The organism is Streptomyces sp. NPDC093591, assembly GCF_044764885.1.
Taxonomy (GTDB): Bacteria; Actinomycetota; Actinomycetes; order Streptomycetales; family Streptomycetaceae; genus Streptomyces.
Genome location: NZ_JBIWIY010000004.1, coordinates 505,653 through 528,022, shown reverse-complemented (window position 1 = coordinate 528,022; position 22,370 = coordinate 505,653). Strand labels below are relative to the sequence as shown.

Sequence of the window (22,370 nt, the reverse complement as noted above, 5' to 3'; positions counted from 1 at the left end):
GGGCCTTGGTACTACTGCTCCTCGTGGACCTCGACCCCGATCTCGCCGCGCTCGGGCCGCTCGGCGGCTTCTTCGTACTACGCACCGCAGGAGCAGCTCCTAGGCCGCTTCCGACCCTGGCGCAGGCGTACGCGGAACCCGCACGGGAACCTCGGGCAGATCCCCTGGACTTCCGTGTCCGGAAAGTCGCGAACGCCCTGGGCGCCCCCGAGTTGCGGATCGCCGCCTCCGTGGCCCAGCAGGGACTCGCGGCCCGCCTGTGGTCGGTGACGCTCGGCTGCGCCGCCCTCTACGGCAGCGTCCCCGGCCTCGACCCGCGCCTGCTGCACTGGGACCCCGACGGCAGCGCCCCCGACGACCTGTGGCTTGCGAGGGTGCGCCCCCTGCCCGCGGACCCGGCGACGATCGCCGACGTCGTCCTGCACGGACACCTTCAGCCGCTGACCGACGCCCTGCGCGCCCGGTACCGCGTCGCGGCGGGCCTGCTGTGGGGCAACGCCGGATCCGCCCTCGCGGGAGCGGCCCGGCAACTGGACCAGTGGGCGCGCGCAGGCGGCCGTACCGACGCCGCCGCCCGGGCCCGCGCCCTGACCACCGAACTCCTCCGCCACCCCCTCCTCGTCGGCACCGGCACCCTCACCGGAACCGCGTTCCGGCGCCGCAGCTGCTGCCTCTACTACCGCGTGCCGGGCGGCGGCGTGTGCGGTGACTGTTGCTTCCCACGACCCCCGCGCTCTTCCCCACGCGCCACATCTGGGTGACCATGAAAGGGCAACCAGCCGCTGAGAACAGGGGGTTCCGGGTGCGAGTGGGACTGCTGACCCGGGAGTACCCGCCGGATGTGTACGGCGGCGCGGGCGTCCATGTCGAGTTCCTCGCCCGGGAGTTGAGGGATCTCGTCGACCTCGAGGTGCACTGCTGGGGCGAGGGCCGCGGGGTGGGCGTGCAGCGCCACCGCCCCTGGTCCGCGCTGGACACCGCCAACGACGCGCTGCGCACCTTCTCCGTGGACCTCGCCATGGCCGCCGGCCTCGAAGGCCGCGAACTCGTCCACTCCCACACCTGGTACGCCAACCTCGCCGGCCACCTCGGCAAGCTCCAGTACGGCATCCCGCATGTGATGACCGCCCACTCCCTGGAGCCGCTGCGCCCCTGGAAGGCCGAGCAACTCGGCGGCGGATACGCCCTGTCCAGCTGGACCGAGCGCACCGCGATCGAGGCCGCCGACGCGGTGATCGCCGTCTCCGGAGCCATGCGCGAGGACATCCTCAGCTGCTATCCGGCGCTGGACCCGGACAGGGTGCATGTCGTGCACAACGGCATCGACACCACCCTCTACCGGCCCGACCACCGCACCGACGTCCTCGCGCGCTTCGGCCTCGACGCCGACCGCCCGTACGTGCTGTTCGTCGGCCGTATCACCCGCCAGAAGGGCGTGCCCCATCTGCTGCGCGCGGTACGGGACATCGACCCGGCCGCGCAGGTCGTCCTGTGCGCGGGCGCCCCCGACACCCCCGAGATCGACCAGGAGTTCCGCGACCTCTACCAGGAGCTGAGCCGGGTCCGCGAGGGCGTGCACTGGATCCCGCAGATGCTGCCGCGCCCGGAGGTGATCCAACTCCTCACGCACGCCGCCGTGTTCGTCTGCCCTTCGGTGTACGAGCCCCTCGGCATCGTCAACCTGGAGGCGATGGCCTGCGGGACTCCCGTGGTGGCCTCGCAGGTCGGCGGTATCCCCGAGGTCGTCGACGACGGCAAGACGGGCCTGCTCGTGCCGCTGGACGACGACTTCGAGGCCTCTCTCGCACGGGCACTGGACTCGGTGATCGGCGACCCGGAGACCGCCCGCCGGATGGGCGAGGCCGGACGGGAGCGCGCGGTGGGGGAGTTCGGCTGGGACGCGGTGGCCCGGCGGACGGTCCGGCTCTACCGGGAGATCCTCAAACAGGCTTAGCGCGCACTACTCAGGGGCAGGCTGGCATCAACCACGGTGAGGGGAGCGGCCATGCGTCGTGGCGGACCTTCGGTGCTCGGAATCGTACTCGCGGGCGGAGAAGGCAAACGCCTGATGCCCCTGACCGCGGACCGCGCGAAACCCGCGGTCACCTTCGGCGGAACGTATCGCCTGGTCGACTTCGTCCTCTCCAACCTCGTCAACGCCGACATCCTGCGCATCTGCGTCCTCACGCAGTACAAGTCGCACTCGCTGGACCGGCACATCACCACGACCTGGCGCATGTCCAGCCTGCTCGGCAACTACGTCACGCCCGTCCCGGCCCAGCAGCGGCTCGGCCCGCGCTGGTACCTGGGCAGCGCGGACGCGATCCTGCAGTCCCTGAACCTGATCTACGACGAACGCCCCGAGTACGTGGTGGTGTTCGGCGCCGACCACGTGTACCGCATGGACCCGCGCCAGATGCTCGCCCAGCACATCGAGAGCGGCGCGGGCGTGACGGTGGCGGGCATCCGGGTACCGCGGAGCGAATCGTCGTCCTTCGGCGTGATCAGCCCGGGTTCGGACGGTCTCACCGTGGACCGCTTCCTGGAGAAGCCCGCCGACCCGCCGGGCCTGCCGGACGACCCGGAGACCGTGTTCGCCTCGATGGGCAACTACATCTTCACCACCAAGACCCTCGTCGAGGCGCTCCAGCGGGACGCCGAGGACGAGAACTCCGTGCACGACATGGGCGGTTCGATCCTGCCCCAGCTCACCGACCGGGGCGAGGCCCAGCTGTACGACTTCAGCGCCAACCACGTCCCCGGCGAGACCAACCGCGACCGCGGCTACTGGCGGGACGTCGGCACCCTGGACGCGTACTACGACGCCCACATGGACCTCATCGCCGAGCGGCCCGCCTTCAACCTCTACAACCGCAGCTGGCCCATCTACACCCACTCCAACCAGCTCTCCCCGGCCCGCTTCAACGCGGGCGGCATGGCCAGCGAGTCCATCATCAGCGCCGGGTGCCTGATCCGCGGTCAGGTGACGCGGTCCGTGCTGTCGCCGGGGGTCGTGGTCGATCCGGGGGCGGTGGTGCAGGGGGCGGTCCTGCACGACAACGTGCGCATCGGGCGGGGCGCGGTGGTGCGAGGGGCTGTGCTCGACAAGAACGTCGAGGTGCCGCCCGGCGCGACGATCGGCGTGAACCCGGAGCGGGACGCGGACCTGTACACCGTTTCCAAGGGCGGGGTGATCGCGCTGGGGAAGGGGCAGGGCGTGTCCTAGCGGGCGCTGCGGACGGCCGGGACGACAGGTTCTTCCCTGGTCGACGAGGTGTCGCCGCGATGGACGATGACGACGGCCGCCAGGCCGACGGCCAGTCCGAGAGCGGTCTGCGGGCCGAACGGTTCGCCGAACATGAGGGCGCCCCAGACCGCCGTCACCGGAGCCATGAGGAACATGAGGGTGTTGACCTTGGTGACTCCGGAGCGCCTCAGGATGAGCCAGTACAGCCCGTACCCGCCGAAGGTCGACAGGGCCACGAGCCAGGCGATCGCGGACCAGAACGCGAGCTCGGCGGGCGGCCGCGCGGCTCCGGCGCTCACGGCCAGCGCGGTGAAGACGACCGCACTGGTGGCGCAGTGGACGGTCATCGACACCGTGGGCGCGACGCGGGTGCGGGAGCGGCTTTCGAAGAACGTGGCCGCCACCAGCGTGCACATGCCCAGGAAGGGGACGAGGTAGGCCCACCAGGCCGCCCCGGTGCCGGCCGCGGCGTCGGCCACGGTGACGAGGGCGACGCCGCTCACCCCCAGGCACAGCCCCAGCCACTGCCCGCGCGAGACGTACTGACCCAACAACGGGCCGGCGAGTGCTCCCGCGACGAGGGGCTGGACGCCGTCGATCAGGGCGGTGGTGCCGCTGGAGACGCCGAGTTGTATCGCGTAGTACACGGTGAGCAGATAGCCGCTCTGTGACAGCAAGCCGATCACGGCCTGCCGGCCCAGGTCCCGCGTCGTGAGGCCCCGCCACGCCGTTCCGGAGGCGAGGGCGACGACGACCAGTACGGCGGCCAGCGGCAGGAACCGCCACATCAGGATCGTGACCGCGGCCGCACTGCCCGCGCCGAGCTTGGCCCCGATGAACCCGGAACTCCAGCAGAGCACGAAGGCGATCGAGAGCAGGAAGTTCATGGCTTGTCCTTCCCAGACGCTCCACTAAACAGATCGGTATACCCCGTGCCTCCACTATACAGATCGGTATACTCATGGGCATGGGCACTACCGACAGACCGCGACGGATCACGATGACGCCCGCCGCGCGGCGCGTCCTGGAGGCCGCCGGGAGGCTCTTCTACGAGCGCGGCATCCACGCCGTCGGGGTGGACCTGATCGCCGCCGAGGCCGGGGTGACGAAGAAGACCCTCTATGACCGCTTCGGCTCCAAGGAGCAGATCGTCGTGGAGTACCTCGCGGATCGCGACGAACGCTGGCGTGCCTTCCTGGCCCAGCACCTCGACGCCGCACGGCCGACCCCGACGGCGCGCGTCACGGCCGTCTTCGACGCCTCACGCGCGTGGTCGGCGCAGTACAGCTCCAAGGGATGCAGCATGGTCAACGCGCACGCCGAGATCAGCGACCCCGCCCACCCGGCCTACCCGATCATCACCGGGCAGAAGCAGTGGATGCTCGACCTGTTCACCGACCTCGCCCGGGACATCGACCCGGACGGGGCCGGCCGTCTGGGCCGGACGCTCATGCTGCTCCACGAAGGAGCGCTCGTCGCCCATGGGCTGAACAGCTTCCCGGACCCCATCGGCCACGCCCGCGAACAGGCGCAAGCGGTCCTCGCCGCCGCCGAGGACTCCGCAGCGAGGCGGTGAGGCGGTGAGGCGAGGCTGGGGTCAGTACGACATCGGCCGCATCGGCGAGCAGGCCAAGGCCTGGGACCCGACCCGGCTGGTCAACGGGCAGTCGGGGCTGAATCTCGGGGCCGACGGCGGCACGGGCGACATCATGGGCGAGCGCGGCCACCCGAGCCCGGCCCCGGCCCTCGCGCCACCACCAGGCGCTCATCCGTGACGCCTCCCGGGTGACACCCACGGGATGCCCGGCGCCGCAACCTGTGTTGAGGTGACCTCATATGCACCATGAGTCCCGCCCCTTTCACCAGGGGCGGGACTTAATCTGCTGTTAACTGTGCGTAGCTTGATCGTACTTGACCGTAATCGCTTCAGGGCGATTGACTTCTGATCCACCCTTCGTCGACGCGAGGCAAGCCATTGACTTCTGACCTGCTCGCACCTCTCGACCTGGCGTTCTGGAGCATCGAGTCACCCGAACACCCCATGCACCTGGGCGCGCTGGGCGTGTTCACGGCGCACTCGCCCACCGCCGGCGCCCACGCGGCCGACCTGCTCGCCGCGCGCGCCGCCGCCGTGCCGGGACTGCGGATGCGGATCCGTGACGCCTGGCAGCCGCTGGACCTCCTCCAGCCGTTCTCCTTCGGCGGCGCGGCCCGCGAGCCCGCCCCCGACTTCGACCCCCTGGACCATGTCCGGCTGCACGCCCCGACCGCAGACTTCCAGGCGGTCGCGGGCCGGCTCATGGAGCGCCCGCTGGAGCGCGGCAGGCCGCCCTGGGAGGCGCATGTGCTGCCGGGCGAGGACGGCGTGTCCTTCGCCGTGCTGTTCAAGTTCCACCACGCCCTCGCCGACGGCCTGCGGGCCCTCACCCTCGCCGCCGCCGTCCTGGACCCGATGGACATGCCCGCACGCAAGCCTCGCCCCGAGGAGCCCCGGCGCGGACTCCTGCCGGATGTGCGCAAGCTGCCCGGGCTGCTGCGCGGCGCCGTGTCCGACGTGGGCCGAGCCCTCGACATCGGCGCCTCCGTCGCCGCGTCGACCCTCGCGACGCGCACGTCGCCGGCGCTGACCGCGGAGCCGAGCGGAACCCGCCGTACCGCCGGAGTCGTCGTCGACATCGACGACGTGCACGTGGTCCGCAAGGCCGTCGGCGGCACCGTCAACGACGTCCTCATCGCGGTCGTCGCGGGCGCGCTGCGGCGCTGGCTCGACGAACGCGGCGACGGCAGCGAGGGCGTCGCGCCCCGCGCCCTGATCCCCGTCTCCAGGCGCCGGCCGCGCACCGCGCACCCACAGGGCAACCGGCTCTCCGGCTACTTGATACGGCTTCCGGTCGACGACCCCGACCCGCTGCGCCGCCTCGCCGCGGTCCGCACCGCCATGGACCGCAACAAGGACGCCGGCCCCAACCGGGGCGCGGGCGCCGTCGCCCTGCTCGCCGACCACGTGCCGGCGCTCGGCCACCGGCTCGGCGGACCGCTGGTCGGCCAGGCCGCCCGGCTCTGGTTCGACATCCTGGTCACCAGCGTGCCGCTGCCCGGTATCGCCCTGAAACTGGGCGGCCACCCGGTCACCGAGGTCTACCCCTTCGCCCCGCTCGCGCGCGGCCAGTCCCTCGCGGTGGCCATCTCGACCTACCGCGGACGCGTCCACTACGGACTCGTCGCCGACGCCGAGGCCGTACCGGACCTCGACGTCCTCGCCAGGGCCGTGTCCGAGGAGGTGGCGGCGCTGATCACCGCCTGCGGGCCTTGAGCCCCCTTCCCTCCGGGGCTTGACCGTCGGAGCGGTCCTGGTGCGCGAGGAGCGTCCCGCGCGCCAGGACCGCTGCCCCCCCCCAGGGACCCGTTGAACCCCCAGCGGATCCGCTGAACGTCACAGGCGGACCCTCCCGCATCCCCTACACTAGGTAGACCTACCTACCTAGTGCGGAGCTGTGGTGAGCGAGACGGATCCGAGTACGACAGCGGGCGCAAGACGGCGACCGGCCCGGGAGCGGCTGCTCGAGGCGGCGGCCCGCCGCTTCTACGCCGACGGCGTCGCGGCGACCGGCATCGACACGATCACCGCCGAGGCCGGCGTGGCGAAGATGAGCCTCTACAACAACTTCTCCTCCAAGGCGGACCTGGTCAGGGCCTACCTCGACGCCCGGCACGAGGAGTGGCTCGGCCTGTACCGGACCCGCCTGGAGCAGGCCCAGGGCCCGCGCGACGGCGTCCTCGCGGTGTTCGACGCCTACGCCGACCATGCGGCGTTCGCGTACGAGCACGGCTTCCGCGGCTGCGGGCTGCTCAACGCCGCCGCGGAACTCCCGGCCAAAGACGAGGGCCGGGCCGTGGTGCGCGCCCACAAGGAGGAGGTCGAGCGGCTGATCGCCGGCCACCTGGAGCAGCTGCTGCCCGACCGGCCCGACGAGGCACGCGCGACGGCCGAGCACCTCGCCTTCCTCCTGGAGGGCGCGATGGCGCGCGCCGGTCTGGAGGGCGACGGCGACCGTCTCCGGCACGCCCGCTCCCTGGCGGCCGACCTGCTGGCCCGGCTGTGAGGCGGCGCGCCGGACACGGCCGGTCCGCGGCGACGGGCGCGCTGTGCGTGCTGGTGGCCTCTGTTCTGTGGGGTACGACGGGCACGGCCGCCACCTTCGCCCCGGAGGTGGGCCCGCTCGCGATCGGCGCCGTCGCCATGGGCATGGGCGGACTGCTCCAGGCCCTCGTCGCCGCCCCGCAGATCACCCGCCATGCTCCTCGCCTGCGCGAGCAGCGCGGCACGGTACTGCTCGGTGCCGTCTCGGTGGCGGTCTATCCCCTGGCGTTCTACAGCTCCATGCACCTGGCCGGAGTCGCCGTGGGCACCGTGGTGTCCATCGGCACCGCCCCGCTCGCCTCGGCCCTGATCGAACGGGTCGTGGACGGCCGCCGGCTCACGCGCCGCTGGATGCTCGCGGCCGGCCTCGGCCTGCTCGGCACCGTCCTGCTGTGCGTCGCCGAAGCCGCCCATGCCGCCGACGACACCGGACAGGCCTCGGTGGCCGCCACGCTGCTCGGCGTCGGCCTCGGGCTCGTCGCCGCCGCGACCTACGCCCTCTACTCCTGGGCCGCGCACCGGCTCATCACCCGCAAGATCCCCTCCCGCGCGGCGATGGGCGCCGTCTTCGGACTCGGCGGACTGCTCCTCGTGCCCGTCCTCGCGATGACCGGCGGCCCCCTCGTCAGCTCTTGGTCCAACGCGGCGGTCGGCACCTACATGGCGCTGGTCCCGATGTTCGCCGGCTACGTGCTGTTCGGCTGGGGCCTGGCCCACGTCCCGGCCAGCACCGCCACCACCCTGTCCCTGCTGGAACCGGCCGTCGCGGCCGTCCTCGCCGTCCTGGTCGTCGGCGAACGCCTCCCCGCCACCGGCTGGATGGGTATCGCGCTCGTCATCGCCTGCCTCGGCGTCCTCACCGCCCCAGCAACCGGCCGCCGACACCGGCCCGGTGGGACGGCCTCGAGCGACGACGCGGCCCAGGGCGACCTGGTACGCCCCGGCGCGATGTAGAGCGCTCATCGCCGCGCACCCGGTTTTTGGAGGACCGGCCCGGCGCTCCGTACAATTCCCCGTTCGAAAGCGGACGCGGTCGGAGCGCCGCGCGGGTGATCAGGGAAACGGCAGCGCGATGACGGTGACAGAGGAAGGCTCGGCGACGACGCACGAGGTCGTGCACGAGCCGGGTGACGAGGTCGTGTACGGCCCCGGCATCGACCCCGAGCGGCTGGCCGTCTGCCTCGGCGTGCTCGAGGAACTCGACAAGCTGGAGGTCGACCACCCCGACGCCATCGCCGTGCGCCGGGCCACGGCCGGCATCTACCGCACCGTCAAGCAGCGCCGCCGCCAGGAGCGCCGGGCCGCCAAGACCGCGCACGACAAGGCGGTCACGGAGGCCACGGCGACCGGCTCCGCCCAGCGCATCGACGACGAGACCGAGGGCCTGCTGCCGTCGTCGGCGACCGAGGAGGGCAGGGTCGCGGGGATACTCCAGCGCCCGCGCTCCTGCTACACCTGTAAGACCCGGTACGTGGAAGTCGACTACTTCTACCACCAGCTCTGTCCGGACTGTGCCCGCCTGAACCGCGGCAAGCGCGAGGCCCGCGCCGACCTCACCGGCAAGCGCGCCCTGCTCACCGGCGGCCGCGCCAAGATCGGCATGTACATCGCGCTCAGGCTGCTGCGCGACGGCGCGCACACCACGATCACCACGCGCTTCCCGAAGGACGCCATCCGCCGCTTCAAGGCCATGGACGACTCCGGCGACTGGATGCACCGCCTGGAGGTCGTCGGCATCGACCTGCGCGACCCGGCGCAGGCCGTGGCCCTCGCCGACCAGGTCGCCGAGGCGGGCCCCCTCGACATCCTCATCAACAACGCGACCCAGACCGTACGCCGTCTGCCCTCCGCCTACGCCGCCCTGGTCGACGGCGAGAGCGCCCCGCTGCCCGCCGGGGAACTCCCCGCCCACCACGTCATCGGCGCCTTCAACTCCGGCGCGGTCGACGGCCTCGCCGCGCTGCCGCTGGGCACCAGCGGCCTCGACGCCCAGAAGGTCGCCGACCTCGCCCTGGTCGCGGGCAACGCCAGCGTCGCCCGGCACCTCGACGGCACCGCCATCGACGCGGGCGGGCTCGTCCCCGACGTCGTGGACACCAACACCTGGGTGCAGACCATCGAGCAGATCTCCCCGGTGGAGCTCCTCGAAACCCAGCTGTGCAACTACACGGCGCCGTTCATCCTGATCAGCAAGTTGCGGCCGGCGATGGCCGAGGCCGCGAAGAAGGCGGCGAGCGGGCGCGCGTACGTCGTGAACGTCTCCGCGATGGAGGGCGTCTTCGGTCGCGGCTACAAGGGCGCGGGCCACCCGAACACCAACGCCGCGAAGGCCGCGATGAACATGGTCACGCGGACCAGCGCGCAGGAGATGTTCCAGAGCGACGGCATCCTCATGACGTCGGTCGACACCGGCTGGATCACCGACGAGCGCCCCCACTTCGACAAGTTGCGGCTCGCCGAGGAGGGCTTCCACGCGCCGCTCGACCTGGTGGACGGTGCGGCGCGGGTCTACGACCCGGTCGTGCGGGGCGAGGCGGGGGAGGATGTGTACGGCGTCTTCCTGAAGGACTACGCGCCGGGTAAGTGGTAGGGCCCTACTGGGGTGGGGTGATGAGGCCGGTGGGAGGGTGCGGGGCGTAGGGGGCTGGTCGCGCCTCTGGGCGGGCCGCGCGCACCCGTGTACCCCCGTCCACCAACAGGTCCGCCCCCGTGACCCACTCCGCCGCGTCCGACGCCAGCCACACCACCGCCCGCGCCACGTCCTCCGGTTCCCCGATCCGCCCGAGCGGCAGCCCGGCCGCCACCTCCTCCTCGCCCGGCTCCCACACGAACCGTGCCATCTCGGTGCGGACGAGCCCGGGGGAGACGGAGTTGACCCGTACTTTCGGGGCCAGCTCCCCTGCCAGCTGCTGGGTGAGGTGGGCGAGGGCCGCCTTGCTGGTGCCGTAGGCGCCGATGCGGGGGCCGACATGGGCGGCGCCCTCCGTGCAGACGTTGACCACCGCGCCGCCGTGCTCGCCCATCCAGGCCCGCCAGGCGCACTGCACCAGCCGCAGGGGCGCCTCGACGTTCACGGTGAACGCCTCGCGCCAGGCCCACGGGTCGACGTCCATGAGGGGGCCGTACGGCAGGTTCGTGGCCGCGTTGTTCACCAGGACGTCCACCCGGCCGAACTCGCGCAGAGCGAGGTCCACGACCGCCCGCGGATGGTCCGGGTCGGCCACACTGCCGGCGAGTCCGACGCCGCCCAGCTCGGCAGCCGTGCGCCGCACGTCGTCCGCGTCCCGGGCGGTCACGCACACCATCGCTCCGGCGGCGGCCAGTTGCCGGGCGACGGCGTGCCCGATGCCGCGCGTGGCGCCGGTGACCACGGCGGCCCTGCCCTGAAGTCCGTACGACGACGTCATCGCCGTACGGTCTCATGACGGGTCGTCAGTCGACAGCCCCGAGCGGCGAGTTCCGCGCCGCCACCAGCTCCAGCACCGTGCGCCAGTCCTCCAGGACCCCGGCGTCGAACTCGGCGCCGCGGCCCTCCTCGTCGGCCTGGCGCAGGCGGACCAGGTCGTCGTCGGCGGAGTCGAAGGCGCGGCACTGGTCGCGGACGAGGCGGGAGACCCGTTCCCCCAGGAGCGGTCGTACCGCGTCCGCCGCGCAGTCGGAGTGGCGGGTCACGTCAGCCGGGCCCAGCAGTGGGCCGATGGCATGAACGAGCCCCGCGACCTGGAGCTCCTTGTCGGCGGGGCGGGCGCGGCGCAGCAGAGCGGCGGTCTGCAGCGCGTGTTGGTGGAGGTCGACCCGGGTGGTCCCGAGGCCCGGGGCGTCCCGGGTGCCCCGGCAGGCGTACAGCAGATCCATCAGCTCTTCGACACTGCGCAGCTCCATGCGTCAGTCCTCCCGCCGGACAAGCCGTTGCGTACGGCAGCAGATCATGGCCGCCTTGCGAATCGGCCAACGGGACTTGAACTGCGCGGCGTGCCCGAGTTCCGTGCCGGACAAGAAGATGATGTTGACCCGAACGAGTGGCTTTCAAACGGTGCATACGTAACAAACGCGTGAATAACCGGGCTGGTAAATACCGGATGACTCCGGATAGTTACACCTTGTTTGCAGCCCCATCGAGCGGGTACCCGCTCATTTGGTTAATCTGTAGCGGACGGACAGCTCTACAGGGTCCCAACCCACACCCACGGTCCGTCCCGGGACAAGCCGGTGCACAACGGCCTGCTCGCACACCAGTTACCGGCGCCACCGCGTCCGAGCCGACTTTGAATAAGACCCGAGCGGGCGTCGAGTACCGGACCGCAGAGTGGACCGGCCCGCCCCGAGGGTGATCCGACACAGAAGGAGTGCGCGGTGACACCTGAGAAGACGAATCGCGAACAGCGCCCCAAGGAACGCACGGAGCGCACGGGCAGCCGGTCGGAGGAGATCGGCAGTCTCGATGTGTGGGCCAGGTCCGCCCCCATCCGCCTGGCGGGCTACGAGGACGACCTCGCCGAACCCCACATCCTGCCCAGCGTCGACTGACGGGGCAGAACCCTTCGCGATCGCCGACCGCATGGGCGTGTGGGACTCACGCCCATGCCGATCAGAGAAGCCGCGGCCGACCTCCGGCCGCGGATTTTCGCGTTTCTGGCGTCGATCGGCCTCACGCCCTCGGCTTCACGGTCGCCCCGAACCCGACTGCGGCGGCCCACCACTTTAGGCGAATGCCTCCTCGACCTCCCTGTTTGCCTAAAGGCTTTAGGTAAATGCATAATCGCTTCTGGCGAAGGGGAGGGCAGTTGTGGCACGCGTAGGGCTGACCGCGGAACGCCTGGTCCGGGCGGGTGCGGAGCTGGCCGACGAGGTCGGGTTCGAGCAGGTGACCGTGTCGGAGCTCGCCCGGCGCTTCGACGTCAAGGTTGCGAGCCTGTACTCGCACGTGAAGAACTCCCAGGACCTCAAGACGCGGATCGCCCTGTTCGCGCTCGAAGAGCTGGCCGACCGGGCCGCCGACGCCGTGGCCGGCCGGGCCGGCAAGGACGCGCTGGTCGCCTTCGCCGACGTCTACCGCGACTACGGCCGCGAGCACCCCGGACGTGCCGCCGCCGCGCGGATGCCGCTCGACCCGGAGACGGCGGCCGCCGGCGCGGGCGTCCGGCACGCGCAGATGACGCGGGCGATCCTGCGCGGCTACGACCTGACGGAGCCGGACGCGACGCATGCCGTACGGCTCCTGGGCAGTGTCTTCCACGGGTACTCCAGCCTGGAGATGGCGGGCGGCTTCAGCCACAGCGCCCCCGACTCCCAGGAGACCTGGACCCGGATCCTGGACGCCCTCGACGCCCTGCTGCGCAACTGGCCCACCGCGCCCACCCCCTGACCGACAGGCTGAGGACATGGACACCGAGCACGACTGGATCACCACGCCCGTCACCGCCGACCTCCTGCGCGGCGCCCTCGACGTCGAGCGCACCGAACACGGAGTACTGCCGCACCGGCTGCCCGCCCGGGCACGCGCCCAGAACGCCGACGGGCAGCTGGCGATGGCCGAGTCGCAGCCCTCCGGCGTACGGCTGGCCTTCCGCACCCGGGCCACCGCCGTGGAACTGGACACGCTGCCCACCAAGCGCAGTTATGTGGGAGCACCGCCTCGCCCGCACGGTGTATACGACCTGGTCGTCGACGGGCGCCTTGCGGGACAGGGCAGCGTGACCGACGGCAACGTCATCGTCGTGGACATGGCCGCCGGCACCGCCGAGCACCGGCCCGGCCGCCCCGGCACCGTCCGCTTCACCGGGCTGCCCGGCGGCGACAAGGACGTCGAGATCTGGTTGCCGCACAACGAGACCACCGAACTGATCACCCTGCGCACCGACGCCCCCGTCGAGCCCGCCCGTGAGCCGGGCCGCAGGGTCTGGCTGCACCACGGCAGTTCGATCAGCCACGGCTCCGACGCCGCGAGCCCCACCGGCGTCTGGCCCGCGCTCGCCGCCTCCCTCGGCGGCGTGGAGCTGATCAACCTCGGCCTGGCCGGGAGCGCCCTGCTCGATCCGTTCACCGCCCGCACCCTGCGCGACACCCCCGCCGACCTGATCAGCGTCAAGATCGGCATCAACCTCGTCAACCTGGACCTGATGCGGCTGCGCGCCTTCGGCCCCGCGGTGCACGGCTTCCTCGACACCGTCCGGGAAGGGCATCCGACGGCACCGCTGCTGGTCGTCTCGCCCATCCTGTGCCCGATCCATGAGGACACGCCCGGTCCCTGTGCCCCCGACTTCAGCGCCCTCAGTACCGGACGGCTGCGGTTCGTCGCCATGGGCGACCCGGCGGAACGCGCCGGCGGCAAGCTGACGTTGGGCGTCATCCGGGACGAGCTGTCCCGCATCGTGAAGCAGCGGGCGGCCGACGACCCGAACTTGCACTACCTCGACGGCCGCGAGCTCTACGGCGAGACCGACTCCGCCGAACTCCCGCTCCCCGACGACCTCCACCCGGACGCCGCCACCCACCGCCGCATCGGCGAACGCTTCGCACGGCTGGCGTTCACGGCCGAGGGACCCTTCGCGGGAACGACCGGAAAGAGGTGATCGGCGGCGTGCGCGAACGAGGCCGTGACGACGGACTTGCCCACCTGTGGGAGGAGCACATGCGCGCGCCGTTCCCGCCGGGCTTCCGCGGAGTGGGCTACGAGGGGGTGGATCTGATCCTGCTCGACTCGGACGTCGCCGGACTCATCCGCAGGGAGCTCGACGGCGGGCTCGACGAGGAGGGGGTGGCGATCCTCTGGTGGTGCATCGCGGGCCTCGACAAGGTCCTGCCGCTGATCGACGACGAGTACTGCACGTCCTACTACCGCAGACTGCGGACGGCGGCCGCGGTCATAGCGGCGCGCCATCTGCCCAGCGCGATCTGAGGACTACGACGACACCGCCTCGTCCGGCGGCGCCGTCCGCTGCCAGGGCCGCAGCCTCTCGATCTGCTCCGCCAGGCCCAGCAGCTCCGCCTCCGAGCCCGGACGCCCCACCAGCTGTATGGCGCACGGTGCGCCCGAGGGCAGCGTGCCGAAGGGGACCGACATCGCGGGCCAGCCGGTGAGGTTCCACGGTGGGGTCAGCGGCGAGTAGGCGGTGTTGGCCATGATGTTGCGCAGCCAGCCGCGCTCGTGCCAGGGCTCGGACCTGGGGGAGCGGCGGGCCAGGGCGGGGGTCAGGAGCACGTCGTACTCGGCGAAGAACGGCTCCAGGCGGCGGCGCAGCTGCTCCCGGCTCCCACCGCCCCGCACCTGACCGAGGAAGCGCCGGCCGACGGCCGCGTGGACCCGGGTCCGGCGTGCGAGCCGTTGCGGGTCGAGGCCCTGGGCGTCGACGGCCGTGCCCGCCGTCCAGTGGGCGAGTGACGTCAGGCCCAGCGACATCGGGTAGGGCGGGTCGGCGCGCCGTACCTGGTGACCGGCCTTGATCAGCAGCCCCGCGGCATCCCGGGCGGCGGTCGTGTACGGCTTGCTGACGGCGACCCCGGCGAGCGGGCTGCGCAGGGACACGGCGATCTTGTGCGTGCCGGGCGACGTCGGGAGGGCGACCTCGGTGCCGGCGAGGACCGACAGCATCAGACGGGCGTCCTCGACCGTCGTGGCCAGGGGGCCGTTCTCCGACATGCCGAACCAGTCGCCGTCGCTGATGCCGGCCGGGACCACGCCGGTGCCGGGCTTGATGGTGACGAGGCCGCAGTTGGCCGCCGGTATGCGCAGCGAGCCCATGCCGTCGTTGCCGAGGGCGATCGGCACCATGCCCGCGGCGACGGCGGCCGCACTGCCGCCGGACGAGCCGCCCGCCGTGCGTGAGGTGTCCCACGGGTTGCGGGCGGTGCCGTGGACGCCCTCGGTGGTGCCGAAGACACACAGCTCCGGCACGTTCGTCAGCCCCACGACCACCGCTCCGGCCGCCCGCAGCCGGGCCACGGTGACGTGGTCGTGGTCGGCCGGGGTGTCCGGCGTCGCCGCGGAGCCGACGAGGTTGGACTCGCCGCGCACCGCGAGGTTGTCCTTGACGGCCACCGGCACCCCGGCCAGGGGCAGTTCGGCGAGATCCGCGCGCGAGCCGACCTCGTCGGCCTCGGCGAGCGCCGCCTCGGCCCGGACCACCCGGAAGGCGCCGACGTGGCCGTCCAGACTCTGGATACGGGCCAGGTGCTCGGCCACCACCTCACGGGGCGTGGCCCGCTTCTCGCGTACGGCGGCGGCGATCTCCGCGGCGGTCCGGCCGACCCAGCTGGTCACGGGGCCCTCCTCAGGGCTTACTCACGAGTATGTAGCAGCACTCTGCCCGGCGGCGCGGCCGGCGTCGAGGGGGTGCGGCGCTTGGATATTCGGGAAGGTCTTCTTGGACTTTTCACGACAGCCCTCCTCGGCACGGCCCCGCTGACCTGCACATCATCCGATCAATGAGTGAACACAGCGCTCTTCGTGGCCCATTGACAGCCCCCAAGGCCCGCCCAATCATCAGACATCCGATGAATGGGGGTGTCTCATGAGGGGACGCTTGAGAACGGCCGGTGTCCTGGCGGCGCTGACTCTGTTCTCCGCGGCGTCGGTGTCGGCGCCGGCGGTCGCGGAGGAGAAGCAGGAGGCGCCGGTCACGGTGCCGGCCCTGACCGACTGGACACCTGCACCCGGTAACTACACCTATGAGCGTTCCGCCCGCCTCGTGGCCGACAGCGCGAGCGAACGGCGGGTCGCCGACACCCTCGCCGACGACCTCCGCGACGCGGGACACGGCACGGCCGCCGTGGTGCGCGGCGGTGCCCGACCCGGTGACATCGTTATCGACGTCCAGTCCTCCCGGACCTCCCTCGGCGCGGAGGGATACGAACTCAGCGCGGGCAAACGGCTGTCGGTGACCGCGGCGACCGAGACCGGCGCCTTCTACGGCACCCGCACCCTCCTCCAGCTCCTGGCCCGGAGCGACCGCATCCCGGCCGGCCGCACGGTGGACGTACCGCGCTACAAGGAGCGGGGTGTCGGCGTCTGCGCCTGCTACATCCACGTCTCGATGCCCTGGCTGGAGAACCTGGTCCGCGAGATGGCGTACCACAAGCTCAACCAGCTGCTCCTCGAACTGAAGGTGAAGAGCGACGCCCATCCCGAGGCCAACACCTGGGGCTACTACACCAAGGACGAGATACGGCGGCTGGTCGCCCTCGGCAACCGCTACCACGTCGAGATCATCCCCGAGATCAACTCGCCGGGCCACATGGACCCGTGGATCGAGAACCGTCCCGATCTCCAGCTGACCGACTCCGACGGCAACAAGCAGCCCTCGCGCCTCGACATCACCCGCCCCGAGGCCTTCGCCTACTACACCGGCCTGATCGACGAGTACGCCCAGGTCTTCACCGCCCCGTCCTGGCACATGGGAGCCGACGAGTACATGCTCGGCTCCGACTTCGCCAAGTACCCGCAGATCCTGAAGTACGCGCAGGACAGATACGGCCCCGACGCCACACCTCAGGACGCCTTCATCGACTTCGTCAACCGCGTCCACACGTACGCGGCCGCCAAGGGCAGGAAGCTGCGCATCTGGAACGACGGGCTCACCGGCGCCAACACCGTCCCGGTGGCCGCGGGAACGACGGTCGAGCACTGGCTGAACGTGGCGGTGAAACCGAGCCGACTCCTCGCCCAGGGCCATCCGTTGATGAACGCGGCATACGCCCTGTACCTGGTCCGCGGCGGTTTCCACAGCGACACCAAGGGGCTGTACGACCAGAGCTGGGACCCGCGCAGCTTCGAGGGAGAGAAGCTCGCCTCCAGTGACGGCATCACCGGCGCGAAGATCAGCCTCTGGCCCGACAACGGCCGCGGCGAGACCGAGAACGAGGTCGCCGTCGCCCTGTGGCCCGCGCTCCGGCACATCGCCCAGGCGACCTGGGGCGATCCCCACCCCGACGCCACGTACGCCGAGTTCACCGCACGCGGCACCGCGGTCGGGCACGCGCCCGGGTGGCGGGACCTGACCCGGGTGCCGGTGGCGGACGGGGCGTACACCTTCCGGACGGGCGGCCGCTCCTTCACCGCCGACGTGGCGCGCACGGCCGACGGCTACGTGACCGTGCGGACGGCCGACGGCTGTCTCGAGGTGCGCGGCGGAAAGCTCACGCTCAACGTGCCGTTGCAGCCGGGCGTCGAGGCGGCGCCGCAGACATGCGATCCCGAGATCACCCTCCAGCGCTGGCAGTTGGAGCCCGCAGCCGACGGTCACCGTCTCGTCAACGCCATCACCCGGATGACGGTGAGCGTGGCCTCCGACGGGCGGCTCGTGCAGTACCCGCCGGACCAGCGCACGCCCGCCGTATGGCACCTGAGCCGATGACCTGACCTGAGGACCCGACCTGAGGAGCCGCCTGATGGCCGTATCCCGACGTGTCTTCGTCGCGACAGCCGCCGCCCTCGCCGTGACCGGCGCCACCGGACCCGCCCTGGCGGCCCGCCGAGCACCCGCCGCTGCCGCGGAAGACCCCCGCTACCGCATCCCCGTCAGCCCCGACGACACCGAGGCCGACCTGGTCCGCAAGGCCTCCCAAGTCCGCCCCACCGCACGGCAGATCGCCTGGCAGCGCCTGGAGCGCACCGCGTTCCTGCACTTCGGCGTGAACACCTTCACCGGCCTGGAATGGGGCACGGGCGACGAGGACCCGAACGTGTTCCAGCCGACCGGCCTCGACACCGACCAGTGGGCCCGCGCCCTGCGCGACGGCGGTTTCCGGCTCGCCGTCCTGACCGTCAAGCACCACGACGGCTTCGTGCTCCACCAGTCCCGCTACACCGACCACTCGGTGGCATCGAGCAGTTGGCGCGACGGCCGGGGCGACGTCCTGCGGTCCTTCGCGGACTCCATGCGGCGCCACGGCATCAAGGTCGGCGTCTACGTCTCACCCGCCGACGAGAACCAGTACCTCCACGGCGTCTACGCCAACGGCAGCGCCCGCACCGACCGCACCATCCCCACCCTCGTCGACGGCGACGACCGCACACCGTCACGGACGTACACCCTCCCGGCCACCGACTACGGCGCCCATATGCTCAACCAGCTCTACGAGGTCCTCACCGAGTACGGCCCGGTCGACGAGGTCTGGTTCGACGGCGCGCAGGGGCGCATCCCGCCGGACAAGGTGGAGAAGTACGACTGGGACAGCTGGTACACCCTCGTCCGCTCGCTCGCGCCGGACGCCGTGATCGCCGTGTCCGGCCCGGATGTGCGCTGGGTCGGCAACGAGGGCGGGCTGGCCAGGGAGGACGAGTGGAGCGTCGTACCGGTCCAGGAGAAGGACTACGGCCGGACGGACTACGCCCTCGCCTACGACGCCCCCGACATGGGCAGCAGGGACGCCCTGGTGAAGGCCCGGCCGGTCGCCGACCACCTCCAGTGGTGGCCGGCCGAGTGCGACGTGTCCATCCGGGACGGCTGGTTCTACCACGCCGACCAACAGCCCAAGAGCGTCGAGCAGCTGACCGACATCTACTTCCGGTCCGTGGGCCGCAACTCGGTGCTCCTGCTCAACATCCCGCCGGACACGGACGGTCTGCTGCCCGCGGCGGACGTGGCGCGGCTGCGGGAGTTCCGCGAGCGCGTGGAGCGCGAACTCCCGCAGGACCTGGCACGCGGCGCCCGGACCACCGCCTCCCCGGGGCGTATCACCGTCGACCTCGGCGTGGAGCGGGAGGTGGACCGGATCCGGCTGGCGGAGGACATCGGGTACGGGCAGCAGGTGGAGAGCTTCGTCGTCGAGGCGCACCGCGACGGTGCTTGGACGGAGGTGACCAGGGCCGGGACGATCGGCATGAGCCGGATCGTGCTGCTGGCGGCGCCGGTGCGGGCCCGGCGGTGGCGGGTCCGGGTGACCGGGGCGCGGGCCGCGGCCCGGCTCGTGGAGTTCGGGCTGTACCGGTCGAGGGTCTGACCGGGTTCCGGGGGGCGGTCATCAGGCCTCGGCGGCCTGTTGACCGTCCTCCCTCGCGTCAGCGCGGTCCGGGGCGGTGATAGCGCTGGGCGAGCCGCGCCAGTGCGACCGCGCCGAGCAGCAGGCCGAAGTCGCGCAGCGCGATGTCGTAGTAGTCGGGAATCGTCAGCAGGTTCACGATGATTCCCGCGAGCCAGCCGGCCACCAGCCAGCCTCCGAAGCGCGGTGCCACCGCGACGACCAGTCCGGCGACGATCTCGATCACGCCGACGGCGTACATGGCGGCCTGCGCGCTGCCGGGGACGATGTCGTTGATCCACGGGGCGAGGTAGACCGGCCAGTCGACGAGCAGGTTGGTGAACTTGTCCAGCCCGAACAGCACCGGTGCGACGGCGAACCCCACGCGCAGGATCCAGAAGGCCTGGTAGCCGGGATCCGTGCTGATGGCCTGCCGTCCGGTGACGGGCGTGGAGGTCGAGGATGCGGACGACATGGCGCTCTCCTTCTATAAACAATGTCTGTTATCGATAGAAGCGCATCGCCTCTCTTTAGTCAATCCCGGTTGGTTTTACACTGGGCTCGTGGACCAATCGAAGGACGCACCCCGCGACGACCTCTCCGCCATCGCGGCGCTGGAGGAGCCGACGCGCCGCCGGCTGTACGAGCATGTGGCGCGCAGTTTGGGCCCGGTGGGCCGGGACGAGGCCGCCCAGGCCCTGGGGCTGGCCCGGCAGACAGCGGCGTTCCATCTGGACCGGCTGGCCGGCGAGGGGCTGCTGGACGTCGTCTACGAACGGCGCAGCGGGCGAACGGGGCCGGGTGCCGGGCGGCCGGCCAAGCTGTACCGGCGTTCGGGCCGGGAGGTCGGCGTGAGCCTGCCCGAGCGGCGCTACGACCTGGCCGGTCGCCTGCTGGCCCAGGCGGTGGAGGAGTCCGACGCCACGGGCGAGCCGGTCCGCACGGTGCTGCACCGCAAGGCGACCGAGCTGGGTGAGCGGCTGGGCGGCCGGGCGGCGACCGGAGTCGTGGACCTGCTGGAGCGGTACGGCTTCGAGCCGCGCCGCGAGGGGGAGGCCGTCGTCCTCGGCAACTGCCCCTTCCACGCGCTGGCGCGTGAGCACACCGAGACGGTGTGCGGGATGAACCTCCACCTGTTGCGCGGTGCGCTCGCCACCTCGGGCGACACTTCGTTCGAGGCGCGCCTGGCGCCGGCTCCGGACCGGTGCTGTGTGGTGCTGGAGCCGGTCATCTGAGCCCGACCGGGGAATCCGGCGCCCGCTGCCCGAGGTGCTCTCGCGCGACGGCGCGCCGCAGTGAAACCGATGGCAACCGGCCCCACACTCAAGGAGGTTGGCGTTACATCACGCCTTGGAGGCACCCATGAAGCTCGTCACGCGAGCCCAGCTCGGCTGGCCCGCATCCGCCGCACCGCCGCAAGGATCGACGAAGGGCGTCAAGGTCCACTACGAAGGCACGTCGGTCAGTGTCGAACTCCTCGAGGACCACGACCTCTGCATCGCCGAGTGGAAGTCCATCCGGGCCGCCCATCTGGCGAACGAGAAGGAGAACTACTCGGACATCGCCTACAACTACGGCGCCTGCCCGCACGGTCACCTCCTGGAGGGCCGCGGCCTGGGCAAGCGCACCGGGGCGAATGGCAGCCAGCCCCTCAACCGCGCCCACTACGCGATCGTCGGCCTGGTCGGCGACAAGGGGCTCACCAAGCCGACGGACGCGATGCTCGGCGCGATCCGTGACGGCATCGAGCTGCTGCGCCGCCATGGTGCCGGCAATGAGATCAAGGGGCACAAGGACGGCTTCGCCACCGCATGCCCCGGAGAGCACCTGTACGCCTGGGTGCGCAAGGGCGCCCCGCGGCCCGGCGGCTCGACGACCGTTCCCGGCCCGCGGCCGGTGATCGACATGTCGAAGCTGGTCGCCGCGGCCCTGCACGACCCGGCCAAGGCGGGCACGCCCGTGTCGTACGCCGGGGTGAAGACCGTGGAGAAGGCGCTCGTCGCGGAAGGCCTCCTGGAAGCGAAGTACGCGGACGGCCACTTCGGTGGAGCGACCGTCAAGGCGTACTCCGCCTGGCAGCACCGCTGCGGCTTCTCCGGCGCGGACGCCAACGGCATCCCCGGTCAGGCGTCACTGGAGAAACTCGGACGAGAGCACGGCTTCGACGTGAAGCCGTGAAGCCGTGAAGCCGTGAAGCCGAATCAGGCCGTGAGGCCGTAGAGCGGCGATGACCCGGGCCGTTCCCCTCGCACCGGAGGTGAGGGGGACGGCCCTCGGCGTCGAAGGTCCGGTTGCCGGTCAGCCGCCGAGCTGCGTCCTCAGCCACTCCTCCACCTCGCCCACATGCGCGGCCGCCGCGGCCCGTGCCGCCTCCGGGTCACGGGCGACCAGGGCGCGGTGGATCGCGGCGTGCTCGCGGCGGGTGCGGGCGAAGGCGCCATCCTCCTGGTAGCCGCGCCAGACGCGGGCACGGAACGTGCGGGAGGACAGGCCCTCCAGGATCGCGGCCATGGTCTCGTTGCCCGCGGCGGCCGCGATCTCGCGGTGGAAGGCCAGGTCGTGGGCGAGGATCTCCTCGGGGTCGTCCGTGGCGTTCATCGCCGTCAGGTGTTTCTCGACCTCCGCGAGCTGGTCGGGTGTGATGCGCGCCGCCGCCAGGGCCGTCGCCGTCGACTCCAGGATGCGGCGCACCTCCAGGAGCTCCACCAGACGCGGGCCGCGGGACAGGTCGGCGACCACGCCGAACGTCTCCAGCAGATCGCCGGCCTCCAGCTGCGTGACGTAGATGCCCGAACCGTGCCGGGCCTCCAGCACCCCCAGCACGGTCAGCGCGCGGATCGCCTCCCGCATGGAGCTGCGGGAGATGCCGAGCCGGACCGCCAGGTCGCGCTCGGTGGGCAGTCGCTGGCCGGGCTGCAGCCGCCCCTCCGCGATCATCGCCTTGACCGCCTCGATGGCGCGCTGCGTCACGGTGCCCTTCTGCGGGGCCGTCTCGTCTGCCACGCCGTTCCTCCCGTCGCCCGA

At 71.7% G+C, this 22,370-nt stretch carries 23 protein-coding genes; 17 read left to right on the top strand and 6 right to left on the bottom strand.

Annotation, left to right across the window (positions count from 1 at the left end; translation table 11 throughout):
- Nucleotides 1–23: 23 nt before the first annotated feature.
- From ACIREI_RS11900 to glgC, 3 genes are read left to right on the top strand one after another with little or no spacing between them, the layout of a single operon-like run.
- Nucleotides 24–761 (top strand): (2Fe-2S)-binding protein, encoded by a 738-nt coding sequence (locus ACIREI_RS11900; RefSeq protein ID WP_403330725.1) that lies wholly within the window; start codon nt 24–26, stop codon nt 759–761.
- Between the two features lie 41 nt (nt 762–802).
- Nucleotides 803–1,954 (top strand): glycogen synthase, encoded by a 1,152-nt coding sequence (gene glgA, locus ACIREI_RS11895; RefSeq protein WP_403330722.1) that lies wholly within the window; start codon nt 803–805, stop codon nt 1,952–1,954.
- A 51-nt stretch (nt 1,955–2,005) separates the two neighbouring features.
- Nucleotides 2,006–3,226 carry a glucose-1-phosphate adenylyltransferase gene (gene glgC / locus ACIREI_RS11890; RefSeq protein ID WP_403330719.1) on the top strand — a complete coding sequence of 407 codons (1,221 nt, stop codon included), beginning with the start codon at nt 2,006–2,008 and terminating at the stop codon, nt 3,224–3,226.
- On the opposite strand, the gene ACIREI_RS11885 is transcribed toward glgC, so the two are convergent.
- Nucleotides 3,223–4,134, bottom strand: coding sequence for a DMT family transporter (locus ACIREI_RS11885; RefSeq protein WP_403330717.1), 912 nt, complete (start codon nt 4,132–4,134; stop codon nt 3,223–3,225). The genes glgC and ACIREI_RS11885 overlap by 4 nt on opposite strands.
- A gap of 80 nt (nt 4,135–4,214) precedes the next feature.
- Here ACIREI_RS11885 and ACIREI_RS11880 point away from each other — a divergent pair, with 80 nt between their 5' ends.
- The 6 genes from ACIREI_RS11880 (at nt 4,215) to ACIREI_RS11855 (ending at nt 9,978) form a co-directional block, all read left to right on the top strand.
- A complete protein-coding gene (locus ACIREI_RS11880; protein ID WP_403330715.1) occupies nt 4,215–4,823 on the top strand; it encodes a TetR/AcrR family transcriptional regulator in 609 nt (202 codons plus the stop codon).
- Nucleotides 4,824–4,827: 4 nt separating this feature from the next.
- The gene (locus tag ACIREI_RS11875; protein ID WP_403330935.1) at nt 4,828–5,022 is read left to right on the top strand and encodes a hypothetical protein; all 195 of its coding nucleotides are present in this window, start codon (nt 4,828–4,830) and stop codon (nt 5,020–5,022) included.
- A gap of 200 nt (nt 5,023–5,222) precedes the next feature.
- Nucleotides 5,223–6,560 (top strand): wax ester/triacylglycerol synthase family O-acyltransferase, encoded by a 1,338-nt coding sequence (locus ACIREI_RS11870; protein WP_403330712.1) that lies wholly within the window; start codon nt 5,223–5,225, stop codon nt 6,558–6,560.
- Nucleotides 6,561–6,744: 184 nt separating this feature from the next.
- The gene (locus tag ACIREI_RS11865) at nt 6,745–7,350 is read left to right on the top strand and encodes a TetR/AcrR family transcriptional regulator (RefSeq protein ID WP_403330709.1); all 606 of its coding nucleotides are present in this window, start codon (nt 6,745–6,747) and stop codon (nt 7,348–7,350) included.
- Nucleotides 7,347–8,342 (top strand): DMT family transporter, encoded by a 996-nt coding sequence (locus ACIREI_RS11860; RefSeq protein ID WP_403330706.1) that lies wholly within the window; start codon nt 7,347–7,349, stop codon nt 8,340–8,342. Before ACIREI_RS11865 ends, ACIREI_RS11860 begins: the two co-directional genes overlap by 4 nt.
- Nucleotides 8,343–8,460: 118 nt before the next feature.
- Complete coding sequence (locus tag ACIREI_RS11855) at nt 8,461–9,978, top strand: SDR family NAD(P)-dependent oxidoreductase (protein ID WP_403330704.1); 1,518 nt, start codon at nt 8,461–8,463, stop codon at nt 9,976–9,978.
- 4 nt (nt 9,979–9,982) lie between these two features.
- On the opposite strand, the gene ACIREI_RS11850 is transcribed toward ACIREI_RS11855, so the two are convergent.
- Together ACIREI_RS11850 and ACIREI_RS11845 are read right to left on the bottom strand one after the other, a co-directional pair.
- Complete coding sequence (locus tag ACIREI_RS11850) at nt 9,983–10,795, bottom strand: SDR family oxidoreductase (RefSeq protein ID WP_403330701.1); 813 nt, start codon at nt 10,793–10,795, stop codon at nt 9,983–9,985.
- Nucleotides 10,796–10,820: 25 nt separating this feature from the next.
- Nucleotides 10,821–11,270 (bottom strand): hypothetical protein, encoded by a 450-nt coding sequence (locus tag ACIREI_RS11845; RefSeq protein ID WP_403330698.1) that lies wholly within the window; start codon nt 11,268–11,270, stop codon nt 10,821–10,823.
- Nucleotides 11,271–11,741: 471 nt separating this feature from the next.
- On the opposite strand from ACIREI_RS11845, the gene ACIREI_RS11840 reads away from it, so the two are divergent.
- The 4 genes from ACIREI_RS11840 (at nt 11,742) to ACIREI_RS11825 (ending at nt 14,286) form a co-directional block, all read left to right on the top strand.
- Nucleotides 11,742–11,915, top strand: coding sequence for a hypothetical protein (locus tag ACIREI_RS11840; RefSeq protein WP_403330695.1), 174 nt, complete (start codon nt 11,742–11,744; stop codon nt 11,913–11,915).
- A 259-nt stretch (nt 11,916–12,174) separates the two neighbouring features.
- Nucleotides 12,175–12,753, top strand: a complete 579-nt coding sequence (locus ACIREI_RS11835; protein WP_403330692.1) for a TetR/AcrR family transcriptional regulator — start codon at nt 12,175–12,177, stop codon at nt 12,751–12,753.
- 16 nt (nt 12,754–12,769) lie between these two features.
- Complete coding sequence (locus tag ACIREI_RS11830) at nt 12,770–13,960, top strand: GDSL-type esterase/lipase family protein (protein WP_403330689.1); 1,191 nt, start codon at nt 12,770–12,772, stop codon at nt 13,958–13,960.
- Between the two features lie 8 nt (nt 13,961–13,968).
- Nucleotides 13,969–14,286, top strand: coding sequence for a hypothetical protein (locus ACIREI_RS11825; RefSeq protein ID WP_403330686.1), 318 nt, complete (start codon nt 13,969–13,971; stop codon nt 14,284–14,286).
- A gap of 3 nt (nt 14,287–14,289) precedes the next feature.
- Here ACIREI_RS11825 and ACIREI_RS11820 read toward each other — a convergent pair whose 3' ends face one another.
- On the bottom strand, nt 14,290–15,648 hold the full coding sequence (locus ACIREI_RS11820) for an amidase (RefSeq protein ID WP_403330683.1): 1,359 nt from the start codon (nt 15,646–15,648) through the stop codon (nt 14,290–14,292).
- A gap of 250 nt (nt 15,649–15,898) precedes the next feature.
- On the opposite strand from ACIREI_RS11820, the gene ACIREI_RS11815 reads away from it, so the two are divergent.
- Both ACIREI_RS11815 and ACIREI_RS11810 read left to right on the top strand, forming a co-directional pair.
- The gene (locus tag ACIREI_RS11815; protein ID WP_403330680.1) at nt 15,899–17,740 is read left to right on the top strand and encodes a family 20 glycosylhydrolase; all 1,842 of its coding nucleotides are present in this window, start codon (nt 15,899–15,901) and stop codon (nt 17,738–17,740) included.
- 34 nt (nt 17,741–17,774) lie between these two features.
- Nucleotides 17,775–19,328: an alpha-L-fucosidase gene (locus tag ACIREI_RS11810; RefSeq protein WP_403330677.1), complete on the top strand. Its 1,554-nt coding sequence runs from the start codon at nt 17,775–17,777 to the stop codon at nt 19,326–19,328.
- A 58-nt stretch (nt 19,329–19,386) separates the two neighbouring features.
- On the opposite strand, the gene ACIREI_RS11805 is transcribed toward ACIREI_RS11810, so the two are convergent.
- On the bottom strand, nt 19,387–19,821 hold the full coding sequence (locus ACIREI_RS11805; protein ID WP_403330674.1) for a hypothetical protein: 435 nt from the start codon (nt 19,819–19,821) through the stop codon (nt 19,387–19,389).
- Nucleotides 19,822–19,909: 88 nt separating this feature from the next.
- On the opposite strand from ACIREI_RS11805, the gene ACIREI_RS11800 reads away from it, so the two are divergent.
- Nucleotides 19,910–20,581 (top strand): helix-turn-helix transcriptional regulator, encoded by a 672-nt coding sequence (locus ACIREI_RS11800; protein ID WP_403330672.1) that lies wholly within the window; start codon nt 19,910–19,912, stop codon nt 20,579–20,581.
- 127 nt (nt 20,582–20,708) lie between these two features.
- Nucleotides 20,709–21,524, top strand: coding sequence for an N-acetylmuramoyl-L-alanine amidase (locus ACIREI_RS11795; RefSeq protein WP_403330669.1), 816 nt, complete (start codon nt 20,709–20,711; stop codon nt 21,522–21,524).
- A 120-nt stretch (nt 21,525–21,644) separates the two neighbouring features.
- Here ACIREI_RS11795 and ACIREI_RS11790 read toward each other — a convergent pair whose 3' ends face one another.
- Complete coding sequence (locus ACIREI_RS11790) at nt 21,645–22,349, bottom strand: FadR/GntR family transcriptional regulator (protein ID WP_403330666.1); 705 nt, start codon at nt 22,347–22,349, stop codon at nt 21,645–21,647.
- Nucleotides 22,350–22,370 lie beyond the last annotated feature (21 nt).

What these genes read in the sequence shown, in the direction of transcription:
- glgC (WP_403330719.1), top strand. Translation starts at nt 2,006, where the DNA reads ATGCGTCGTGGCGGACCTTCGGTGCTCGGAATCGTACTCGCGGGCGGA.
- ACIREI_RS11885 (WP_403330717.1), bottom strand. Translation starts at nt 4,134, where the DNA reads ATGAACTTCCTGCTCTCGATCGCCTTCGTGCTCTGCTGGAGTTCCGGG.
- ACIREI_RS11880 (WP_403330715.1), top strand. Translation starts at nt 4,215, where the DNA reads ATGGGCACTACCGACAGACCGCGACGGATCACGATGACGCCCGCCGCG.
- ACIREI_RS11855 (WP_403330704.1), top strand. Translation starts at nt 8,461, where the DNA reads ATGACGGTGACAGAGGAAGGCTCGGCGACGACGCACGAGGTCGTGCAC.
- ACIREI_RS11850 (WP_403330701.1), bottom strand. Translation starts at nt 10,795, where the DNA reads ATGACGTCGTCGTACGGACTTCAGGGCAGGGCCGCCGTGGTCACCGGC.
- ACIREI_RS11845 (WP_403330698.1), bottom strand. Translation starts at nt 11,270, where the DNA reads ATGGAGCTGCGCAGTGTCGAAGAGCTGATGGATCTGCTGTACGCCTGC.
- ACIREI_RS11830 (WP_403330689.1), top strand. Translation starts at nt 12,770, where the DNA reads ATGGACACCGAGCACGACTGGATCACCACGCCCGTCACCGCCGACCTC.
- ACIREI_RS11815 (WP_403330680.1), top strand. Translation starts at nt 15,899, where the DNA reads ATGAGGGGACGCTTGAGAACGGCCGGTGTCCTGGCGGCGCTGACTCTG.
- ACIREI_RS11810 (WP_403330677.1), top strand. Translation starts at nt 17,775, where the DNA reads ATGGCCGTATCCCGACGTGTCTTCGTCGCGACAGCCGCCGCCCTCGCC.
- ACIREI_RS11805 (WP_403330674.1), bottom strand. Translation starts at nt 19,821, where the DNA reads ATGTCGTCCGCATCCTCGACCTCCACGCCCGTCACCGGACGGCAGGCC.
- ACIREI_RS11795 (WP_403330669.1), top strand. Translation starts at nt 20,709, where the DNA reads ATGAAGCTCGTCACGCGAGCCCAGCTCGGCTGGCCCGCATCCGCCGCA.